The following is a 17,328-nucleotide window of genomic DNA, read 5'->3' as shown; positions in this document are numbered from 1 at the left end:
CATGAGAGCTACGCGTGAGTGTCCACCGCGTGGTGACGCTTTCGAGCCGTCGAGTCCATAGCGTGCTGTGCAGCCGCAGCCGCTCGAAACCGCCGGTGACGACGCCTCATGGCGCCGTGGGCAGCGTCTCGTGCGGTGCGGCGTCCACTGCTGCTCTGCGCCGGTGCGCCACCGCGTGATGCAGCTGCCTTCTCGTCGATTCCCTGTAATTCCTTGTGCCAGGAGACACCATGACCCGCCTCACCACCCTCAAGGCTCCCGCTGTGATCGCGCTCTGCTGCTCGGTGGGCGGTATCGCACTCGTCGGTTGCGACGACTCGTCGAATGCGGACTCCAAGCCCACCAAAAGCTCCTCCGCGGAGAGGAAAGCCGCCGACGCCGAGGGAAAGCTGCTGACCGGGACCGAGAAGATCACGGTGGCCGGCCACTCGGTGAACGTGTCCTGTTCGGGTACGTCGGCCGACGACAGGCCCGTCATCGTCCTGCTGTCCGGAGGCGGCGACGATCTCAAGAAGATGGCCGGTCTCCAGAAGACCTTGAGCAAGAAGGACCGCGTCTGTTCCTACGACCGGCTCGGCCAGGGGGCCAGCGACAAGCCGTCGGGTCCGCAGACCTTCAAGAGCACCGGGAAGATCCTCACCGGCGTGCTCCACCAGGTCGCCGGTGACCGCCCGGTCGTCCTGGCAGGCCACTCCCTGGGTGGCATCATCGCCGCCCGCTACGCCCCCGACCACCAGGACAAGGTCAAGGGACTGGCCCTGCTGGACGCCACCTCACCGACGAACACCGCCGATGTCACCAACGCCATTCCCGCCTCCGCCACCGGCGAAGCAGCCGAGCTGCGCGCGCAGTCCCTCGCGATCTTCAAGGGCCAGAACCCGGAGCAGCTCCGGATCCCTGACGGGGAGGTCCGCGCCGCCGGGGACATCCCGGTCCAGGTGGTCAAGCACGGGAAGCCGTACCTCGCGGCCGTCCCCGAGTACGGGCCGGCCCTGGAGCGGTCCTGGACCCAGGGCCAGCGCGAGTGGCTCAAGCTCTCCGGCAACAGCCGGCTGAGCGTCGCCAAGAAGAGCGGGCACTACATCTACGTCGATCAGCCCGATGTCGCCGTCAAGGCCGTTCAGCGCGTCGCCGCGCAGGCCGCCACGCGCTGAACCGGAGGTGGACCTTCGCGGTCGGTCCGCCGCGGGTCCGGCCGATGGCGTGGGTCAGGCGTCTTCGGGCACGGCTCAGGTCACCAGTCCTCGGCGGTAGGCGTAGACGACCGCCTGGACGCGGTCGCGGAGTTCGAGTTTGCCGAGGATGCGCGACACGAAGGTCTTGACGGTCTCCTGGCTGATCACGAGGGAGGCGGCGATCTCGCTGTTGGAGAGTCCGTCGGCGATGAGGCGGAGGACCTCCAACTCCCGGGGCGTCAGCGGAATGTCGTCCGGAGTGCCACCGACGGGCCGGATACGGGACGCGTACGTGCCCACGAGCCGGCGCGTCACCTCGGGATCCAGCAGTGCCGCACCCGTGGCGACGGTGCGGATCCCGTGCAGCAACTGGGCCGGCGGTGCATCCTTGAGCAGGAACCCGCTCGCACCCGCGCGCAGCGCCTCGTAGACGTACTTGTCCAGGTTGAACGTCGTCACCACCAGCACCTTGACGGGGTCGGGCACCCCGGCGCCGGCGATCAGGCGGGTGGCCTCGATACCGTCGAGCACCGGCATACGGACATCCATCACGACGATGTCCGGGCGTAGTCGGTCGACCAGGTGGACGGCGGACTGTCCGTCCGCGCACTCGCCCGCCACCGTGAGGTCGGGCTGCGCGTCGATGATCGTCACCAGTCCGGTACGGACCAGCACTTGGTCGTCGCAGACCAGAACCCGGATCGGTGCGGTCACGACGCGCCGCCTCCCGCCGGCACCGGTATCCGTGCCCGCACGACGAAGCCGCCGCCCGTGCGCGGACCGGCGCTGAAGTCTCCGTCCAGCGCGGAGACCCGCTCGCGGAGCCCGGCAAGGCCCCGCCCGCTCCCGCCCGGGGCCGCCCCCGTGGACCCGTTCCGCGGCGGGCCGGAACCGTCGGTGTGCACCTCCACAGCGATGTCCCCCGCACCGTGGCGCACCCGGACCGATGTGCGGTCGCCGTGCGCGTACTTGAGGGCGTTCGTCAGGGCCTCCTGAACGACCCGGTAGGCCACGAGTTCGGCGCTGCCGGTCGACTCCGCCGGTGTGCCCTCCTCGGTGAAGTCCACCGGCTGCCCGGCCCGCCGCGTCTGCTCCACGAGGCCGGGAATTCTGCCGCCGGGCGGCTCCCCGGGGCCGTGGCCGGGGTTGAGCAGGTCGAGCAGATGGCGGAGATCTGTCAGGGCCCGCCGGCCGGTGTCGGTGACGCCGGCCAGTGACTGGTCGAGGCGGTCGGGTGCGGCAGTCAGAAAGCGTGCCGCCTCGGTCTGCACCACCATCGCCGTCACATGGTGGGTCACGACGTCGTGAAGCTCCGCCGCGATGCGGGCGCGCTCGGCGGCACGGGTTTCCTCGGCTACGCGACGGCGGCGTTCGGCCTCCGCGGCGCGGGTGGAGCGCAGCCACGCCCCGATCCCCCACACGAAGGCCGTCGCCAGGTAGAACGTCGCGTAACCGTCCAGCCCCTCGGTCCCACCCAGCCGGTCGAACGCGACCACCAGCGCCACATACGCCGTGGAGAGGACGAGCACGGTGACGCGGCGGTGCCGCCCCAGATGGGCCCCCGCGCTCAGCAGCGCGACGGAGAATCCGGTGCCCGCGAGCGAGTGGTAACCGCGGAGCTGATCGGCGACGAAGCCGAGCGACGCCAGGGCGAGGCACACGAGCGGCCACCGCCGCCGCACGGCGAGCGGAAGGGACTCGCAGGCGACCGCGACCACGGCCAGTGCGTCGAAGGAGCGGTGCGGCAGACCGCCGAGCTGGGTCCCGTGACTGTGCAGCGCCGGCACGAACGACGTGGCGAGGAGCAGCAGCGCGAGGGGAAGATCCCGGACCGTGGGGTCCAGCCGGCGCCACAGCTCCGCCCCCCTCCGAAGCCCCGCGCGCCTCCGAAGACTGATCACCGAGAAAGTGTAGTGACAACGTCAACCACCGGCGTCGACCGTCTCATCTGCCCGCGACCGGTGGAACCCGCCCCGGGTGCGCCTCGTCTCAAGAACCAGCCGGCTTGCTACCCCGTCCTTCCGGAGGTTCACATGCGGGTCAGGTCAGTGCGCCCCCTCGAACTGGTCGCTGCGGCTGCCCTGGCCACCGCCCTGCTGATGGCCACCGGCTGCGGCAGCCGGCAGCAGGATGGCGGCGGCGGCCCGCAGGAGCGGGACCGCCGCGCACGGCAGGTCGCCGCGGCCTGGGACGGGTCGGCTGCAGCCGCCGCATGGCGCTCCGGCTACCACCCTCTGGGTGAGGTGACCCAACTGCCAAAGGGCGGCCTTCGAAGCAAGGCCGACCAACAGGCCTACCGGACCCGCAGCTTCGTCCTGCGGGGCCAACTGCCCGGCACCGGGAGGAAGGACGGCCGGGTGGCCTGGCGCGGGGGCGGGTCGCTCACCCGGCCGCTGTTGGCGGCGAAGGACGCGTACCAGACCCTGACGCCCCACCACACCGAACCGCACCTGACCGTGACCGGAGCGAGGCTGGGCGAAATGAGCGTGACCAAGCCGCCGATCCGGCTCCAGCCGAGCCGGAACTGAGCCGAGACCAGGAAAGGCCCGGCCCGTGCCACGGGTTCCGCGAACCGGCCTTGCCCGCTCCGCGCATGCTTCCCCGAAAGCCCTGCTCACAGCGGCTCTCTCCGCCTTCGCGACTTCATCCCGCCGGTCCGAAGCAGCACGGTGCAGCTCGCGTGCCGTCGCTTTTCTCCCGTTTCGCGATCGATGTCAGGTGTGCACCGTGCGACAGTCCGGTGTCGGCACCGTGTTGCCCTTACGAACACAAAGGGGCCGTCCGGCCCGCATTCCTGCAGGCCGGACGGCCCCTCATGACGTGGAGCCAAGGGGAGTCGAACCCCTGACATCTGCCATGCAAAGACAGCGCTCTACCAACTGAGCTATGGCCCCGTCGGGCACCAGGGTACCGGCTCCGGCGGGCGAATTCCGACCGGGTATCGCCCCGCCCTGTCACCGTCCGTAGGATGCACGGCAAGTTCGCGCGAGCGAAGTGAAACAGGGCAGCCCAGGGGAGACGCCATGGACGCAGCAGCACAGGACCCGACAGCGAAGGCGCGCGAGCTCCAGAGTCAGTGGTACGGCGAGCCGTTGGGCACTCTCTTCCGTCGGCTGATCGAGGATCTGGGACTCAACCAGGCACGCCTCGCGACGGTGCTGGGACTGTCCGCTCCTATGCTTTCGCAGCTCATGAGCGGGCAGCGGGCAAAGATCGGGAACCCGGCCGTCGTCCAGCGCGTCCAGGCCCTCCAGGAGCTGGCAGCCGAGGTGGCGCGCGGCGATGTCAGCGCGGCTGACGCGACGAACCGGATGGACGAGATCCGCCGCACCGCGGGCGGCAGTGTGCTCAACAACACCGCGCAGACCTCCTCCTCCGGCGCCTCCCAGACCCCCGTCAAGCGCGTCGTACGCGAGATCCAGGCCCTGCTGCGCTCGGTCTCGGACGCCGCCGACATCATCGAGGCGTCGAACGCGCTCGCCCCCTCCCACCCGGAGCTGGCAGAGTTCCTCCGGGTCTACGGTGCGGGCCGCACCGCGGACGCCGTCAAGCACTACGAGGCGCATCAGAGCTGATCAGCACGGGACGCACGGAGCGGAAGCCGCGGAAGCAGGGGGCAGGCGCAGCACCATGGGAGAGATCTTCGCCGGCAGGTACGAGCTGATCGATCCGATCGGTCGCGGCGGCGTCGGCATGGTGTGGCGCGCCTGGGACCACCGGCGCAAGCGGTACGTGGCCGCCAAGGTGCTCCAGCAGTCCGACGCCCACACCCTGCTGCGCTTCGTGCGCGAGCAGTCGCTGCGCATCGACCACCCGCATGTGCTGGCCCCGGCGAGCTGGGCGGCCGACGACGAGAAGGTCCTGTTCACCATGGCCCTGGTCCGGGGCGGGTCGCTGGCCCATCTCGTGGGCGACTACGGGCCGTTGCCTCCCACGTTCGTGTGCACCTTGCTCGACCAGTTGCTCTCCGGCCTGGCTGCCGTGCACGCCGAGAACGTGGTGCACCGGGACATCAAACCGGCGAACATCCTGCTGGAACCCACCGGCACCGGCCGCCCGCACCTGCGGCTGTCGGACTTCGGGATTTCCGTGCGCAAGGGCGAGCCCCGCCTGACCGAGACCGACTACGTCGTCGGTACGCCCGGCTACTTCGCGCCCGAGCAGCTGCTGAACGCCGAGGCCGACTTCCCCTCCGACCTGTACGCGGTCGGGCTGGTGGGGCTCTATCTGCTCACCGGCCGGAAACCGGACTCGCAGGAGCTGTTCGAGCAGTACGAGAACGGTGTGCCCGCCGCTCCCGAGGGGGTGCCCGAACCGCTGTGGCAGGTGCTGGGCCAGCTGCTGCAGCCCGACCCCGCCGCGCGCTTCCGCACCGCGACAGGCGCGCGCAAGGCGCTGCTGAGCGCGGTGGAACTGCTGGACGGGGACGCGACGGTGGAGCAGGAGACGGTCGAGGTCTTCGATCATCTCGGCCCGCTGCCGGAGGGCTTCGGCCCGGACGGTCCGCTGGACGGTGCCTCCCAGCCGGACAGGGGCGCCCCCGCATCGACCACCGCCTCCGGCCCGACGCAGGCGCCACCGCAACCGTCCGACACCGGGAGCTTCCCGCTGCGACCGCCCACGCCCGCACCCGCGCCCGCCGCTTCCGGGGCCACCGCCGGGGCCACCACCGGGGCCGCCGCTCCGTCACCGATTGCGTCGTCACTGCCGCCGTCCGCGCAGCCGAGCACGCCGCCGACCCCCACGCCCCGGCAGCCCGACCCGTACCCGCCCGTCGCGGGCGGCGGGGGCGGCGGGGGGCCGGCCCATCCCTACCCGGCGTACCAGCCCCTCCAGCCCCTGGCCGGGCCGCCCGCCGCCCCGACCGCTCCCGTACGCAGGCCCGGCCCTCCGCCGAAGGTCGCCATACCGGTGCTGGTGGTCGCCCTGGCCTGCCTGGTCGCGGGCGTCTGGGCCCTCACCGTCGCCGGTTAGCCCGCCCGCCGTGCCGAACCGTACCGCCAGAGGCGACCGGGCGGGCACAGCGGAGCGGCGGACTCACCACCGGGGGCGGTCCCACGGCTGGGCCGCGGGCGGCACCGGCGCCTGCGCAGGCAGCTGCGCCGTCGCGCTGCGGCGGGCCAGCAGCAGCCACGCGGCGAGTACGAGCAGCAGCGCGGTGCCCGCGCCGACGCCGACCCACCCGAACGTCCGCAGCGTCGCGTTGTCGTCGGCCTGGGCCTCGGTCAGGCCCTTCTCGGCCATCTCCCGGTCCTGGCCGTCGACCCCGAACCCCGCCGCAGCGGCGTCCCCGTCGTAGGACGGGGCGGGCCTGGCGTGCCCCTTGACGGCGATCCGCAGGGTGACAGGAGTGCCGTCGGGGAACGGCTTGACCATGTCCGGACCGACGGTGACGGCCACGTAGTACCAGCCGGCGAAGCGGGTCCGGGAGACGGTGTCGAGGTCGAGGAAGCGGTTCTCGTAGCGGACCGGGTTGCTGTACCGGTCGAACTCGGCGCCGTCCCCGTCGTAGCTGCGGAAGTCCTCGTTGTAGAGGGGGGAGCGCGCCGGGTTGTAGACGTTCATCCGGAAGCCGTGGGGCAGGAACGTGCTGCCGGTCTCGTCCTGCCGCGCCGAGTTGGGCACCTCCACGCGCGCGTACAGCCGCTGGCCCCAGTCGACGGGCACGCGGTAGTAGCGGGTCTCGCCCGGCCGCAGGCGGTCCTTCCAGACGCCGTCGCCGAGCGCGCGTGCGTCGTTGAAGCCGGTGCCGCCCTTTCGGGTCCGCGCCGCCGACGAGGGCACCGCCGGGCGGGTGTTGTTGTCGTCGGTCTCCTCCTCGGCGCCCGGCCGCGGGGCGGGGACGGCGCCCTTGAGCCCGGGCTCCTCCATGACCGACAGCTCCAGCGGCCACGAGCTCGGATCGGAGTTGTCGCCCTCCTCGCGGACGACGTGCACGAGGTACGGGCCCTTGGTACGGCAGGTCTCGCCGGTGGGGTCACCCATCAGCCGGGCGGCGTGTGCGGAGAGCGGGAAGGCGGTGTCTCCGGAGCCCTTGGTCGTGCCCTCGTCGCAGCGGTCGCCGTCGGTGTTCTGCAGCGTGACCTTCAGGCCGTCCCGGAAAGTGATCCTGGTGCCGGGATCCGGGATCCCGGTGGCGGTGACGTGGACATCGGAGGAGGCGTCCAGGTCGAGGGCGTAGTACTTCTCCTCGCCCGGCTCGATGCGGTCGGTGAACAGACCGGGCGCCACCTTGGGCGCGTCCGCGCTGCTGGAGGTGCCGGTGACCTTCTTGGCGTCCTCGGCCGTCCGGTAGGGGCGCGGCTCGCCCGCCGCCCATGCGCCCGGCGCTGCCGCGCCCAGGGCCGCGGCAGTCACACACAGCACGGCCGACAGCGCACCCGCACGGCCCCTGAGCCGGTAGTTGTGCCGAGTCACCACGTTCCACCCCTCGTCGCGTTCACGCTCCGGACCCTGGCACGGCGGTGCAGCGCGTACCAGACCCCTCCTGCCAGCAGCAGCACGGCCGCGGCTCCGCCGCCCGCCGACACGGCCGGATGCGGGCCGAAGTCCCCCGCCTGATCCCCGTCCCCGCCACCGCCGCCACCGGTACCGGCGGTGGCGGCGCCGTCGGCCGCTGCCTGCGCACCGGCGAACGGGGCGTCGTGCTCGGGCCCCTGCTTCGCCCGGCCCTTGACGTCGACGCGCAGCACGACACGGACGGCGGCGTTGTCGGCGATCCGGGCGGCTCCGGCACCCAGCGTGACGGCGATGTAGTACTCACCGCCGCGCCGCACGGGCTGCACGAAACTGGACGGCTCCGACCGGTTCTGCCAGGAGACGGGCACCGTACCCTGCGACACCTTCACCGGGTCGCCCCGGTAGGGCCGCCGCGCGGTGAACTCCGGCCCGTCGCCTACCGGCAGCCGCCCGGGCGCGTACAGCTGGGTCCGCACGTACGAGAAAGAGGCGCCGTTCTTTCGGCGCTCGGGCTCGTTGGCGAACTCCACGTCGTAGCGCAGCTGCTGGTTCCAGCCGACCGGGACCCGGTACCAGCGGGTCTGGGCGGGCACCAAGGTGTCGCGCCAGACGCCCTTCTTCAACTTCTCGGCGTCGTTGAAACCGGTGCCGCCCTCGATGTCCCTGGGCGTCCCGGTCGGCAGCGTGGCGTCCTTGCCGCCACCCCGGTACCCGGTCTCCGCGCGGGCCGGCGTCGCCCCCGCGGGCAGGGGCCGCTCGGTGCCGAGCCGCAGCTCCACGGGCCAGCGCGCCCGGTCGGAGCCCTCGGCGGTCTCGCGGGTCAGCTCGAAGGTGAACCGGCCCGGCCGGTCGCAGTCGCGGCTGCCGTCCTTGCCGGGGATGCGGCTGACGGCCGCGGTGACCGGGGTGCCGCCCTCGTCCTGTTCGAACCAGGACCGGTCGCTGCCGCAGCTGCTGCCGTCGGCGCTGCGCCGCGTCAGCTCCAGCCCGTCCAGCCTGCCCACCCGCGCCCCGGGCTGCGGGACGCCCGTGGCGGCGAAGTCCACGGCCTTCGCCGCCGATGCGCCGTCCAGCTCGGTGGCGTACCAGCGGGTCTCGCCGGGCCCGATGGTGTCCAGGTACTGGCCGGGGGCGCGCAGCGTGGGGGCGTCGGCTGAGGAGCGGCTCCCGGCGACCCGCTCGCCCTCGAAGCGGTAGCCGTCGGCCGACTGCCGGCCGGCGCGTTCGAGTTCGCGGGCGAGGTCGTCGGCCTTCGGGGCGTCGTAGTACGTGCCGTGCCCGGCCCGGGCGATGCACTCCAGCTGCTCGCGGGCCTTGCCCCGCACCTGGAAGCCGATGGCGTCGATCCGCAGATCGAGCCCGTCCCTGGACAGCTCCTCGGCGACCTCGCAGGGCTTCGGCGTCCCGCAGGTGTCCTCGCCGTCGGAGACCAGCACGATGGTGCGGCGGCCGAATCCGTTCTCCGGCGCCTCGGGCAGGTCGGCGGCGGCCTTCTGCAGGGAGTGGCCGATGGGCGTCTCGCCCCTGGGCCGCACCTTCGCGACGGCCTTCTTGATGCGTTCCCGCTCCAGCGGCCCGACGGGTTCGGCGAGCCGGGTGTCGGTGCAGCTGTCGGTCTTGTCGGCACCGTAGACGCGCAGCCCGGTCGGGTAGGCGTCGGGCAGGCTGTCGACGAGCGTGCCGACCGCCTTGCGAGCGGACTGCATCCGGGTCCGCCCCGAGTCGTCCCGCTCCGCCATGGAGCCCGAGGAATCCAGCACGATCTCCAGCGAGTTCCGGGCGAGCGCGTCGGTGCCCGGGTCGGCCGGGGCCGCTACGGCGGGGTGGGTGGCGGCCCCCGCCAGGAGCCCGGTGATCAGGGCGAGCAGCGCTCCGCCCGTCACCCCTACGGCCAGGCGGTTTCGCACTGGTGGCATGTCCATCGTCCCCCTCGGACCTGTGCTCGGTCTCCAGCTCGCCTGCGGCAGCTTTGCTTCAGCACGGTATTGCTTTGCAAGAGCAAGCAACAAGAGGGAATGTGTCACGGTACGGCAACAGCGCTCCCGCGGTACGCAGCACTGCCCCCGCGTCGCCCGCCACCCTGAAATGCCGCAGGACAGGGGCTGATTCAGGGCTTCCACCGCTGGCGGGCCGCCCACTCAGGGACGCCGACCATGACGGAGGCCCCGGTCGCCATGGGCGGCCGGGGCCTCTCGTTCACTGTTCGCTGGGGTTACACACCCGAACCTGCGGGCACGGAGTCGGTCGCCTCCGTCCACAGATCCTGCTCGGCGCGGTCCGCCTGGATCTGGCGGTACACGAGGAGACCGCCGATGGCGGCCAGTGCGACCAGGAAAAGCTTCTTCACCGCGCTACCTCGTCCTTCATAGACATTGGGACCTCTCTGGCGGCCGATGATACCCAACAGCCTCCCCGTACAGCCGGGTCGGCCCGGCGGCGCCCCGACGTGCCGTCTGCGGTTTTCCAGGCCGGACGTCGAGGTACGGGCGCGACCACCGCCGACGCCGCCTCACGCGGTCCGCGAGCGCTTCTTCCGCTTCGTACTGGAACGCTCCTCCAGCTGGATCTCCCGCTCCGCGCCGGGCACACCCTCGCCCAGCTGCCGGCCGCGCTCCCGCTCGGCGTTGAACTCGGCGCCCAGCACGATGGCCAGATTGGTGATCCACAGCCACACCAGGAAGACCACGACCCCGCCCAGCGTGCCGTACGTCTTGTTGTACGACCCGAAGTTCGCCACGTAGAACGCGAACCCCACCGAGGCGATCAGCCACACCAGCAGCGCCAGCACGGCACCGGGCAGCACCGAGGTGAAACCACGGATGCGCACATTGGGCGAGGCGTAATACAGCACCGCGATGATCAGGACGACGACGAGCACCATCACCGGCCATTTGGCCCAGTTCCACGCGGTCACCGCCGCGTCCCCGGCGCCCAGCGCGTCCCCGGCCTTCTTCGCCAGCGGCCCGCTGATCACCAGCCCGACCAGCACCAGCGCCTGGAGCAGCACCGCGACCAGCGTCACCAGCAGCTGCACGGGCCGCAGCTTGAAGACGGAGCGGCCCTCCTCCACCTCGTAGATCACGTTCGAGGCGCGGATGAAGGCGCCGACGTACCCCGAGGCCGTCCACAGCGCACCCAGAGCGCCGACGATCAGCAGCACGGTGGGGGTGCCGGAGCCGGAGGCCATGGACTCGATCGGCTTCTTGAACGTGTCGACGGCGGACGCCGGACCGATCGAGCTGACCAGGTCGTTCAAGGTGCTGATGATCTTCTTCGGGCTCATCACCAGGCTGACCAGCGAGAGCAGCGCGATCAGCGCCGGGAAGATCGACAGAACCGAGTAGTAGGTGAGCGCCGCGGCCGTGTCGGAGAGGTTGTCCTCCTTGAACTCGGTCAGGGTGCGCTTGAGCGTCTGACCGAGGGTGCCGCTGCGCGCGTGCGGTGGCCCCTCGGGCCGCCGGCCGGACGTCTTCTCCCGCTCGGGATCCCGCACGGCCGCGGGCTCTGGCTCCCTCTCGGGCCCGCGCTCCGGTTCGTGCTCGGAGGCGCGCCCGGGCTCCTGCCCGTGCTCAGGCTCGTTCTCGGGCCGCGACCCGGGATCGGGACTGGTCATCACAGCACTCCGCTCGCCGAGGAGGCGCTCGTCGGCGCCGACGGTCAGGACGCGCTACCGGTACCAGGGCCCGTAGTGGCGCAAACGTCGACAGGAGCCGAGGCCGACAGGGGCCGAGAAGGAGCCCGGCCTCCGTCGAACGGCGGAGGCGGATGGGCCCGGCGGTGGATGCCGTGCCGGTGGCCGGACCCCAGACTGAGGGGAACCGCTGCGGGAACGGGGGATCCGGGTGGAGCGCCGGGACCGGGCCGTACGGGGGTCGGCCCACGGGGTGGCCCCGGCGCTCTCACCGTACGCGCTGATCGGGAACCGCTGGGTGATCGGACTGGCCCGGGGGCGTGCCGGACGAACCCCTGCGGCCTGTACGTGACTTGAGCATGCGGCCCGCCGAGAGGTCCCGGGCGCCGCAGCGCTAGGGTGTGCGGCATTCGCGGCGGTGCCCGTACATCGCTCAGAGCACGCGCAGCACTCGGGGGAGTACCAGATGAGCAGGGCCGGCCGTGGGTTCGGCAACCGTCCCACAGGACCCGTTCCGCACCGTCCAGGGCCCATCGGCAGGCTGAACCGGGCCTTCCGCGTCGGCTTGGGCACCACCCGTCAGGACCTCGGCGAACGCCTCCATGACACCACCATCGCCCGGATGCGGCGCTCGCGGACGCTGCTGGGCATGGTCGCCGCCGGGTGGCTGGTCATGGCCTACCCCCTGAGCGAGGGCCGCGAGGAGTTCGCCCTGGGCAAACTCGTCGAACTCGTCATCGCCTGCGGCATCCTGCTGGTCGGCAGCTTCGTCGGCATCGCGGTCTTCCTCATCGCGAGCACCCCCGACCGGCGCCGCGACCTCACCCGGCGCCTGGGCGGACCCATCAGCTCCGTCCTGGCGCTCGCCACGGGCCCGGCGGTCACCTGGCTGTCCGTCACCATCGTCAAGGGCGACCTGGTCGACGGGCCGGGCCTGATCGCCTTCTTCTCCTCGATCGTCGGCTCAGGCATCATCTGCCGTGTCCTGAGCCTGCTGGTTCTCCTCCTCGGGGCGTTTGTCGCCCTGGTGCTTCTGGTCGTCTCGCTCATCTACACCATCGTCGCGGCCTATGTGTGCGTCAATTCCTGCTTCCGCGCCGCGGAGGTCCACGAACTGCTCCCCGCGTTGCTGTCCCCTCTGCTGGTGTGGTCGCTGTTCGTCTTCCAGTTGATCGACGGTCCCGATGTGGCGGCGCCCCCCCCGAGGTGCTGTACACGTTCCTTCTCGGCGGCCCGCTGACGGTGACCGCCCTGTCGGTCTGGGAGGTACGGCGCCTGCGCAGCCGCTACGGGATCACCCTGCGCACCGCGCTGGGCCGCTGAACGGGCTCGACCCCTCCGCCGGCCCCGGGTCCTCCCGGAGCACGACGACAAAGGCCCCCGGCTCTACGAAGCCGGGGGCCTTTGTGCTGGTGCGGCTACCAGGACTTGAACCTGGGGCCTCTTCCTCAGCAGGTCGATCCACAGGTGTGGACAGGTCCCGCAAGGTGCCGCGTTGAGACGCTTCTGCACAGGTCAGGGCGCAGATTCGTCGCTCGCTGACAGCCGGTGCACATCGCTGTTGATGTCCGCAGGTGATGTCAGGCACGGATGTCAAGGCACTGGCCTTACCTCTGCGGACAACGAGACGGAGGCAACCGCTGTCCTGGTTCACAGGTCCACGTGCTGGCTCTCGCAGTAGGTGTCGTTGTCGTAGATGATCGTCGTGTAGTACTTGCCCGGCGTGGTGCGGAAGGCGGGCAGCATCTTGTGGCCGTCGTTACGGCCGGGCGCCCGCGCCACCTCCTCGTCAAAACCCCACGGGACATCACGCATGAGGTACGTCATCTCCTCTTGCGCCCCGTTGCCGTGCCGTATTCCGACCCCGGTGGCGGTGCCGTCACCGTTGTGCGCCGGCGGGTAGACCTCGATCCGGTCGCCGTTGCTCGCTGTGCACTCGACCCCCGCGGTGTGGACGGGCCCGGCGTATCCCACCTGCGTCATCGCGCCCCCCAGCGCGAGTGTGGCGACGCCGACAATCAGGGCGCGCTTCGTTCCCGGTGTCATGCCCCGCATAGTCATCCTCGCCTTCCTCATCATTCCCCCTCAGGCTGTTCTTGTCTTGCGCAGCGGTGCCAACTGCCCCGCTGACCTCAGCTTGCAGCGGTTCGCCCGTCGACAGAACCTGACAGGCAACAGGGTGAGGCGGTACCGGATGCCCAAGAGTGAGGCTCGAAGTGGGCACCGGAAGAGCGCTGTCTTCTCCGCCATGACCGGTCCCGCCAAGGTTGCCCGCGAGGCCGCCGACAAGGCAGCGGCCAAAGCCGCGAACGGGCACGCCGAACATGGAGGTCTCCCTCAAGGGCCAGCCGGAGACCGTTTGCGCGTCGACCGCCGCAGCCGCGAGGAGTTCATCGAGGCCCCAGCGCCGAGGACGTGATCTTCTCGGAGCGCAACGGGGGCTGATCGAGCCGCGCGGCTTCTCGCGGACCTTCGAGCGTCTGGTCGAGCGCCATGGGTGCGACCGCTCACGGTGCGTCTGTCCCGGACGGCGACGAGCGCGACGCCGTCGCGCTGCTCGGAGACCTGCTCAGGGGAGACAAAACCATCGGCTGATGTCACTGATGGATGCCAAAGGCCCCCGGCTTCACGAAGCCGGGGGCCTTTGTGCTGGTGCGGCTACCAGGACTTGAACCTGGGGCCTCTTCCTTATCAGGGAAGCGCTCTAACCGTCTGAGCTATAGCCGCGCGCTGCACAGAAAGGTTAGCGCACTTCAGCCGTGGTCCCAAATCGGTTCCGCGGGGATCCGGGGGCGGCTCCCGCGGACCGGGGCAGGGCGCCTACTCGTCCTCGGCCAGCGTCAGCTCGACCCCGCCGACGAAGCCGGCCGAGAGGTTGTAGATGAAGGCACCCAGGGTGGCGAGCGCGGTGGCCAGCACCACGTTGATCACCGCGATGAGCGAGGTGAAGAGCAGGACGCGGGGCAGCGAGAGGAAGGTCTCCAGATCGAAGCCGCCGTTGCCCTCGGCGCTGGTGGCCTCGCTGACGGTGCCGCCCAGGGTGGAGAAGACGCCCATCGCGTCCATCACCATCCACAGCACGGCGACCGCCACGACGGTGCACACCCCCAGCGCGACGGCCAGCAGGAAGCTGACCTTCATCACCGACCAGGGATCGGCCTTCGCCACCCGCAGCCGGGCCTTGCGCGTCCGCGGAACCGTACGCGCCCCGGTGCGGGGCTTGCGTACGGCTTCCGGACCCGGCTCCGGCCGACCCGACCGCCCCGCCTGCCCCGGATCCGGCGACGGATAGGCCTGCGGCGGCCGGTGCGGCTGCTGCTCGGGCTGCGGCTGGGCCGGGGACGGGGGCTTCGCCTGCGGCTGAGCCTTCGGCTGCGGCTGAGCACCACTCACGCCCTGCTCCTAGTTGTCCTAGTCGTCGTCCGGGTCGGGCGCGTCCTGCTGCTCCCCCTCTTCGGGGATACCCGCCGCGGCCTCCACTTCCTCGGCCTCCCGACCGGCTTCGGCGTTACGTGCGACGCCGACAACCGCGTCCTTCTTGCCCAGGTTGATCAGTTGAACGCCCATGGTGTCACGGCCGGTCTCCCGCACCTCGTTGACCCGCGTACGGATCACACCGCCGCCGAGCGTGATGGCGAGGATCTCGTCGGTCGCCTCGACCACCAGCGCGCCGACCAGTGACCCCCGGTCCTCCACGATCTTGGCGGCCTTGATGCCGAGACCGCCGCGTCCCTGGACCCGGTACTCGTCCACGTTGGTCCGCTTCGCGTACCCGCCGTCGGTCGCCGTGAACACGAACGTACCCGCCCGCACGACATTCATCGAGAGGAGTTCGTCGTCTTCGCGGAAACTCATCCCCTTGACACCGGAGGTGGCCCGGCCCATCGGACGCAGCGCCTCGTCGGTTGCGGTGAAGCGGATCGACTGTGCCTTCTTGCTGACCAGCAGCAGATCGTCGTCGGGAGAGACCAACTCGGCGCCGATCAGCTCGTCGTCGCGGCCGTCCTCCATCTCGCGGAGGTTGATGGCGATGACGCCGCCGGAGCGGGGCGAGTCGTAGTCCTTCAGCGGCGTCTTCTTGACCAGGCCGGACTTGGTGGCCAGCACCAGATAGGGGGCCGCCTCGTAGTCCCGGATGGCGAGGATCTCGGCAATCTGCTCATCCGGCTGGAAGGCCAGCAGATTCGCCACGTGCTGGCCGCGCGCGTCCCGCCCGGCGTCCGGCAACTCGTACGCCTTGGCCCGGTAGACGCGGCCCTTGTTGGTGAAGAACAGCAGCCAGTGGTGGGTGGTGGAGACGAAGAAGTGGTCGACGATGTCGTCTTCCTTCAGCTTCGTGCCGCGCACACCCTTGCCGCCGCGCTTCTGCGCCCGGTAGTCGTCCGTCTTGGTGCGCTTGACGTAGCCGCCACGGGTGATCGTGACGACGATGTCCTCCTCGGCGATCAGGTCCTCGATGGACATGTCGCCCTCGAAGGGGATCAGCTTGGTACGCCGGTCGTCGCCGAACTTGTCGACGATCGCGCGCATCTCCTCGCCGATGATCTGGCGCTGCCGCTCCGGGGAGGCGAGGATCGCGTTGTACTCGTTGATCTTCGCCTGGAGCTCGTCGTGCTCGGCGGTGATCTTCTGCCGCTCCAGCGCCGCCAGCCGGCGCAGCTGCATCTCCAGGATCGCGTTGGCCTGGATCTCGTCGATCTCCAGCAGCCCCATCAGGCCCCCGCGGGCCTCCTCGACGGTCTGGCTGCGCCGGATCAGCGCGATGACCTCGTCGATCGCGTCCAGCGCCTTGAGCAGACCGCGCAGGACGTGGGCGCGCTCCTCGGCCTTGCGCAGCCGGAAGCGGGTGCGGCGCACGATGACATCGATCTGGTGCGCGACCCAGTGCCGGATGAAGGCGTCCAGCGACAGGGTGCGCGGCACGCCTTCGACCAGGGCCAGCATGTTGGCACCGAAGTTGGTCTGCAGATCGGTGTGCTTGTAGAGGTTGTTGAGGACGACCTTGGCGACCGCGTCCCGCTTCAGGACGATGACGAGCCGCTGGCCCGTACGCGAGGACGTCTCGTCGCGGACGTCGGCGATGCCGCCGATCCGGCCGTCCTTGACCAGGTCGGCGATCTTCAGCGCGAGGTTGTCCGGGTTGACCTGGTAGGGCAGCTCGGTGACGACCAGGCACTGACGGCCCTGGATCTCCTCGACCTCCACCACGGCCCGCATGGTGATCGAACCGCGCCCGGTGCGGTAGGCCTCCTCGATGCCCCTACGGCCCACGACCAGCGCGCCGCTGGGGAAGTCCGGGCCCTTGATCCGCTCGATGAGGGCTTCCAGCAGCTCCTCGTTGGAGGCCTCGGGGTGGTCGAGGTACCACTGCGCACCGGCGGCGACCTCCCGCAGGTTGTGCGGAGGGATGTTGGTCGCCATGCCAACGGCGATACCGGCCGAACCGTTGATCAGCAGGTTGGGGAAGCGGGACGGCAGGACCGTCGGCTCCTGGTTGCGGCCGTCGTAGTTGTCCTGGAAGTCGACGGTCTCCTCGTCGATGTCCCGGAGCATCTCCATGGCCAGCGGGGCCATCTTGCACTCGGTGTACCGCATGGCCGCCGCCGGGTCGTTGCCCGGCGAGCCGAAGTTGCCGTTGGAGTCCACCAGCGGCATCCGCATCGACCACGGCTGCGCCAGCCGCACCAGTGCGTCGTAGATGGAGGTGTCACCGTGCGGGTGGTAGGTGCCCATGACGTCGCCGACGACGCGGGCGCACTTGTAGTAGCCCTTCTCGGGGCGGTAGCCACCGTCGTACATCGCGTACAGCACCCGGCGGTGCACCGGCTTGAGGCCGTCGCGGATGTCGGGCAGCGCACGGCTCACGATCACGCTCATCGCGTAGTCGAGGTAGGAGCGCTGCATCTCCGTCTCGAGGCTGACGGGCTCGACGCGGGCACCCGCCTCGGTGTCCACCAGCGCGCTGTCGGGCGCGGGGGCGTTCTCGGGCGTCGGCTCTGGGGTGGTGGGGGTCTCGTCGGCCATGCTCAGATCAGGTCCTTGGGGTATGCGCGGCAGTCGCGC

The 17,328-nt window shown here is 70.8% G+C and carries 14 protein-coding genes and 2 tRNA genes; 5 read left to right on the top strand and 11 right to left on the bottom strand.

Annotated elements, in window-relative coordinates:
- The first annotated feature begins 230 nt into the window (after window positions 1-230).
- Complete coding sequence (locus KBY19_RS01050; protein ID WP_210964906.1) at window positions 231-1,154, top strand: alpha/beta fold hydrolase; 924 nt, start codon at window positions 231-233, stop codon at window positions 1,152-1,154.
- Window positions 1,155-1,229: 75 nt separating this feature from the next.
- Here KBY19_RS01050 and KBY19_RS01045 read toward each other — a convergent pair whose 3' ends face one another.
- Together KBY19_RS01045 and KBY19_RS01040 are read right to left on the bottom strand one after the other, a co-directional pair.
- The gene (locus KBY19_RS01045) at window positions 1,230-1,889 is read right to left on the bottom strand and encodes a response regulator transcription factor (protein ID WP_099882836.1); all 660 of its coding nucleotides are present in this window, start codon (window positions 1,887-1,889) and stop codon (window positions 1,230-1,232) included.
- Window positions 1,886-3,076, bottom strand: coding sequence for a histidine kinase (locus KBY19_RS01040; RefSeq protein ID WP_307843414.1), 1,191 nt, complete (start codon window positions 3,074-3,076; stop codon window positions 1,886-1,888). Before KBY19_RS01040 ends, KBY19_RS01045 begins: the two co-directional genes overlap by 4 nt.
- Before the next feature lie 132 nt (window positions 3,077-3,208).
- Here KBY19_RS01040 and KBY19_RS01035 point away from each other — a divergent pair, with 132 nt between their 5' ends.
- On the top strand, window positions 3,209-3,703 hold the full coding sequence (locus KBY19_RS01035) for a hypothetical protein (RefSeq protein ID WP_210964905.1): 495 nt from the start codon (window positions 3,209-3,211) through the stop codon (window positions 3,701-3,703).
- A gap of 293 nt (window positions 3,704-3,996) precedes the next feature.
- Here the strand turns inward: KBY19_RS01035 and KBY19_RS01030 are convergent.
- Window positions 3,997-4,069: transfer RNA gene (locus KBY19_RS01030), tRNA-Ala, on the bottom strand.
- A 129-nt stretch (window positions 4,070-4,198) separates the two neighbouring features.
- Here KBY19_RS01030 and KBY19_RS01025 point away from each other — a divergent pair.
- Window positions 4,199-4,750, top strand: coding sequence for a helix-turn-helix transcriptional regulator (locus KBY19_RS01025; RefSeq protein ID WP_099882832.1), 552 nt, complete (start codon window positions 4,199-4,201; stop codon window positions 4,748-4,750).
- A 55-nt stretch (window positions 4,751-4,805) separates the two neighbouring features.
- Window positions 4,806-6,149, top strand: a complete 1,344-nt coding sequence (locus tag KBY19_RS01020; RefSeq protein ID WP_210955894.1) for a serine/threonine-protein kinase — start codon at window positions 4,806-4,808, stop codon at window positions 6,147-6,149.
- Window positions 6,150-6,212: 63 nt separating this feature from the next.
- Here the strand turns inward: KBY19_RS01020 and KBY19_RS01015 are convergent, their stop codons facing one another.
- The 4 genes from KBY19_RS01015 to KBY19_RS01000 all read right to left on the bottom strand — a co-directional run bounded on the left by KBY19_RS01015 (window position 6,213) and on the right by KBY19_RS01000 (window position 11,247).
- A complete protein-coding gene (locus tag KBY19_RS01015) occupies window positions 6,213-7,595 on the bottom strand; it encodes a hypothetical protein (protein WP_180289698.1) in 1,383 nt (460 codons plus the stop codon).
- Window positions 7,589-9,550, bottom strand: coding sequence for a VWA domain-containing protein (locus KBY19_RS01010; RefSeq protein WP_210964904.1), 1,962 nt, complete (start codon window positions 9,548-9,550; stop codon window positions 7,589-7,591). Before KBY19_RS01010 ends, KBY19_RS01015 begins: the two co-directional genes overlap by 7 nt.
- A 296-nt stretch (window positions 9,551-9,846) precedes the next feature.
- Window positions 9,847-9,981 (bottom strand): DLW-39 family protein, encoded by a 135-nt coding sequence (locus KBY19_RS01005; RefSeq protein WP_019356762.1) that lies wholly within the window; start codon window positions 9,979-9,981, stop codon window positions 9,847-9,849.
- A 162-nt stretch (window positions 9,982-10,143) separates the two neighbouring features.
- Entirely contained in the window at window positions 10,144-11,247 is a 1,104-nt protein-coding gene (locus KBY19_RS01000; protein WP_099882826.1) for a YhjD/YihY/BrkB family envelope integrity protein, read from the bottom strand.
- 484 nt (window positions 11,248-11,731) lie between these two features.
- Between KBY19_RS01000 and KBY19_RS00995 the strand changes: the two genes are divergently transcribed.
- Window positions 11,732-12,505: a hypothetical protein gene (locus KBY19_RS00995; protein ID WP_210964903.1), complete on the top strand. Its 774-nt coding sequence runs from the start codon at window positions 11,732-11,734 to the stop codon at window positions 12,503-12,505.
- A gap of 410 nt (window positions 12,506-12,915) precedes the next feature.
- Here KBY19_RS00995 and KBY19_RS00990 read toward each other — a convergent pair whose 3' ends face one another.
- The 4 genes from KBY19_RS00990 to gyrA form a co-directional block, all read right to left on the bottom strand.
- Complete coding sequence (locus KBY19_RS00990) at window positions 12,916-13,311, bottom strand: hypothetical protein (RefSeq protein ID WP_099882822.1); 396 nt, start codon at window positions 13,309-13,311, stop codon at window positions 12,916-12,918.
- A gap of 604 nt (window positions 13,312-13,915) precedes the next feature.
- Window positions 13,916-13,992: transfer RNA gene (locus tag KBY19_RS00985), tRNA-Ile, on the bottom strand.
- Between the two features lie 93 nt (window positions 13,993-14,085).
- Window positions 14,086-14,658 (bottom strand): DUF3566 domain-containing protein, encoded by a 573-nt coding sequence (locus KBY19_RS00980; RefSeq protein ID WP_099882820.1) that lies wholly within the window; start codon window positions 14,656-14,658, stop codon window positions 14,086-14,088.
- Window positions 14,659-14,676: 18 nt separating this feature from the next.
- Window positions 14,677-17,289 carry a DNA gyrase subunit A gene (gene gyrA, locus KBY19_RS00975; protein WP_099882818.1) on the bottom strand — a complete coding sequence of 871 codons (2,613 nt, stop codon included), beginning with the start codon at window positions 17,287-17,289 and terminating at the stop codon, window positions 14,677-14,679.
- Window positions 17,290-17,328: the final 39 nt, after the last annotated feature.

Source organism: Streptomyces sp. B15 (genome assembly GCF_018070605.1).
Taxonomy (GTDB): domain Bacteria; phylum Actinomycetota; class Actinomycetes; order Streptomycetales; family Streptomycetaceae; genus Streptomyces; species Streptomyces smyrnaeus.
The sequence above is the reverse complement of the archived record's forward strand: the minus strand, read 5'-3'. Positions and strand labels throughout refer to the sequence as shown.

Coding starts and splice junctions, on each gene's coding strand:
- KBY19_RS01010 (WP_210964904.1), bottom strand. CDS start 9,550: ATGCCACCAGTGCGAAACCGCCTGGCCGTAGGGGTGACGGGCGGAGCG.
- KBY19_RS01025 (WP_099882832.1), top strand. CDS start 4,199: ATGGACGCAGCAGCACAGGACCCGACAGCGAAGGCGCGCGAGCTCCAG.
- KBY19_RS01050 (WP_210964906.1), top strand. CDS start 231: ATGACCCGCCTCACCACCCTCAAGGCTCCCGCTGTGATCGCGCTCTGC.
- gyrA (WP_099882818.1), bottom strand. CDS start 17,289: ATGGCCGACGAGACCCCCACCACCCCAGAGCCGACGCCCGAGAACGCC.
- KBY19_RS01020 (WP_210955894.1), top strand. CDS start 4,806: ATGGGAGAGATCTTCGCCGGCAGGTACGAGCTGATCGATCCGATCGGT.
- KBY19_RS00995 (WP_210964903.1), top strand. CDS start 11,732: ATGAGCAGGGCCGGCCGTGGGTTCGGCAACCGTCCCACAGGACCCGTT.
- KBY19_RS00990 (WP_099882822.1), bottom strand. CDS start 13,311: ATGACACCGGGAACGAAGCGCGCCCTGATTGTCGGCGTCGCCACACTC.
- KBY19_RS01035 (WP_210964905.1), top strand. CDS start 3,209: ATGCGGGTCAGGTCAGTGCGCCCCCTCGAACTGGTCGCTGCGGCTGCC.
- KBY19_RS01000 (WP_099882826.1), bottom strand. CDS start 11,247: ATGACCAGTCCCGATCCCGGGTCGCGGCCCGAGAACGAGCCTGAGCAC.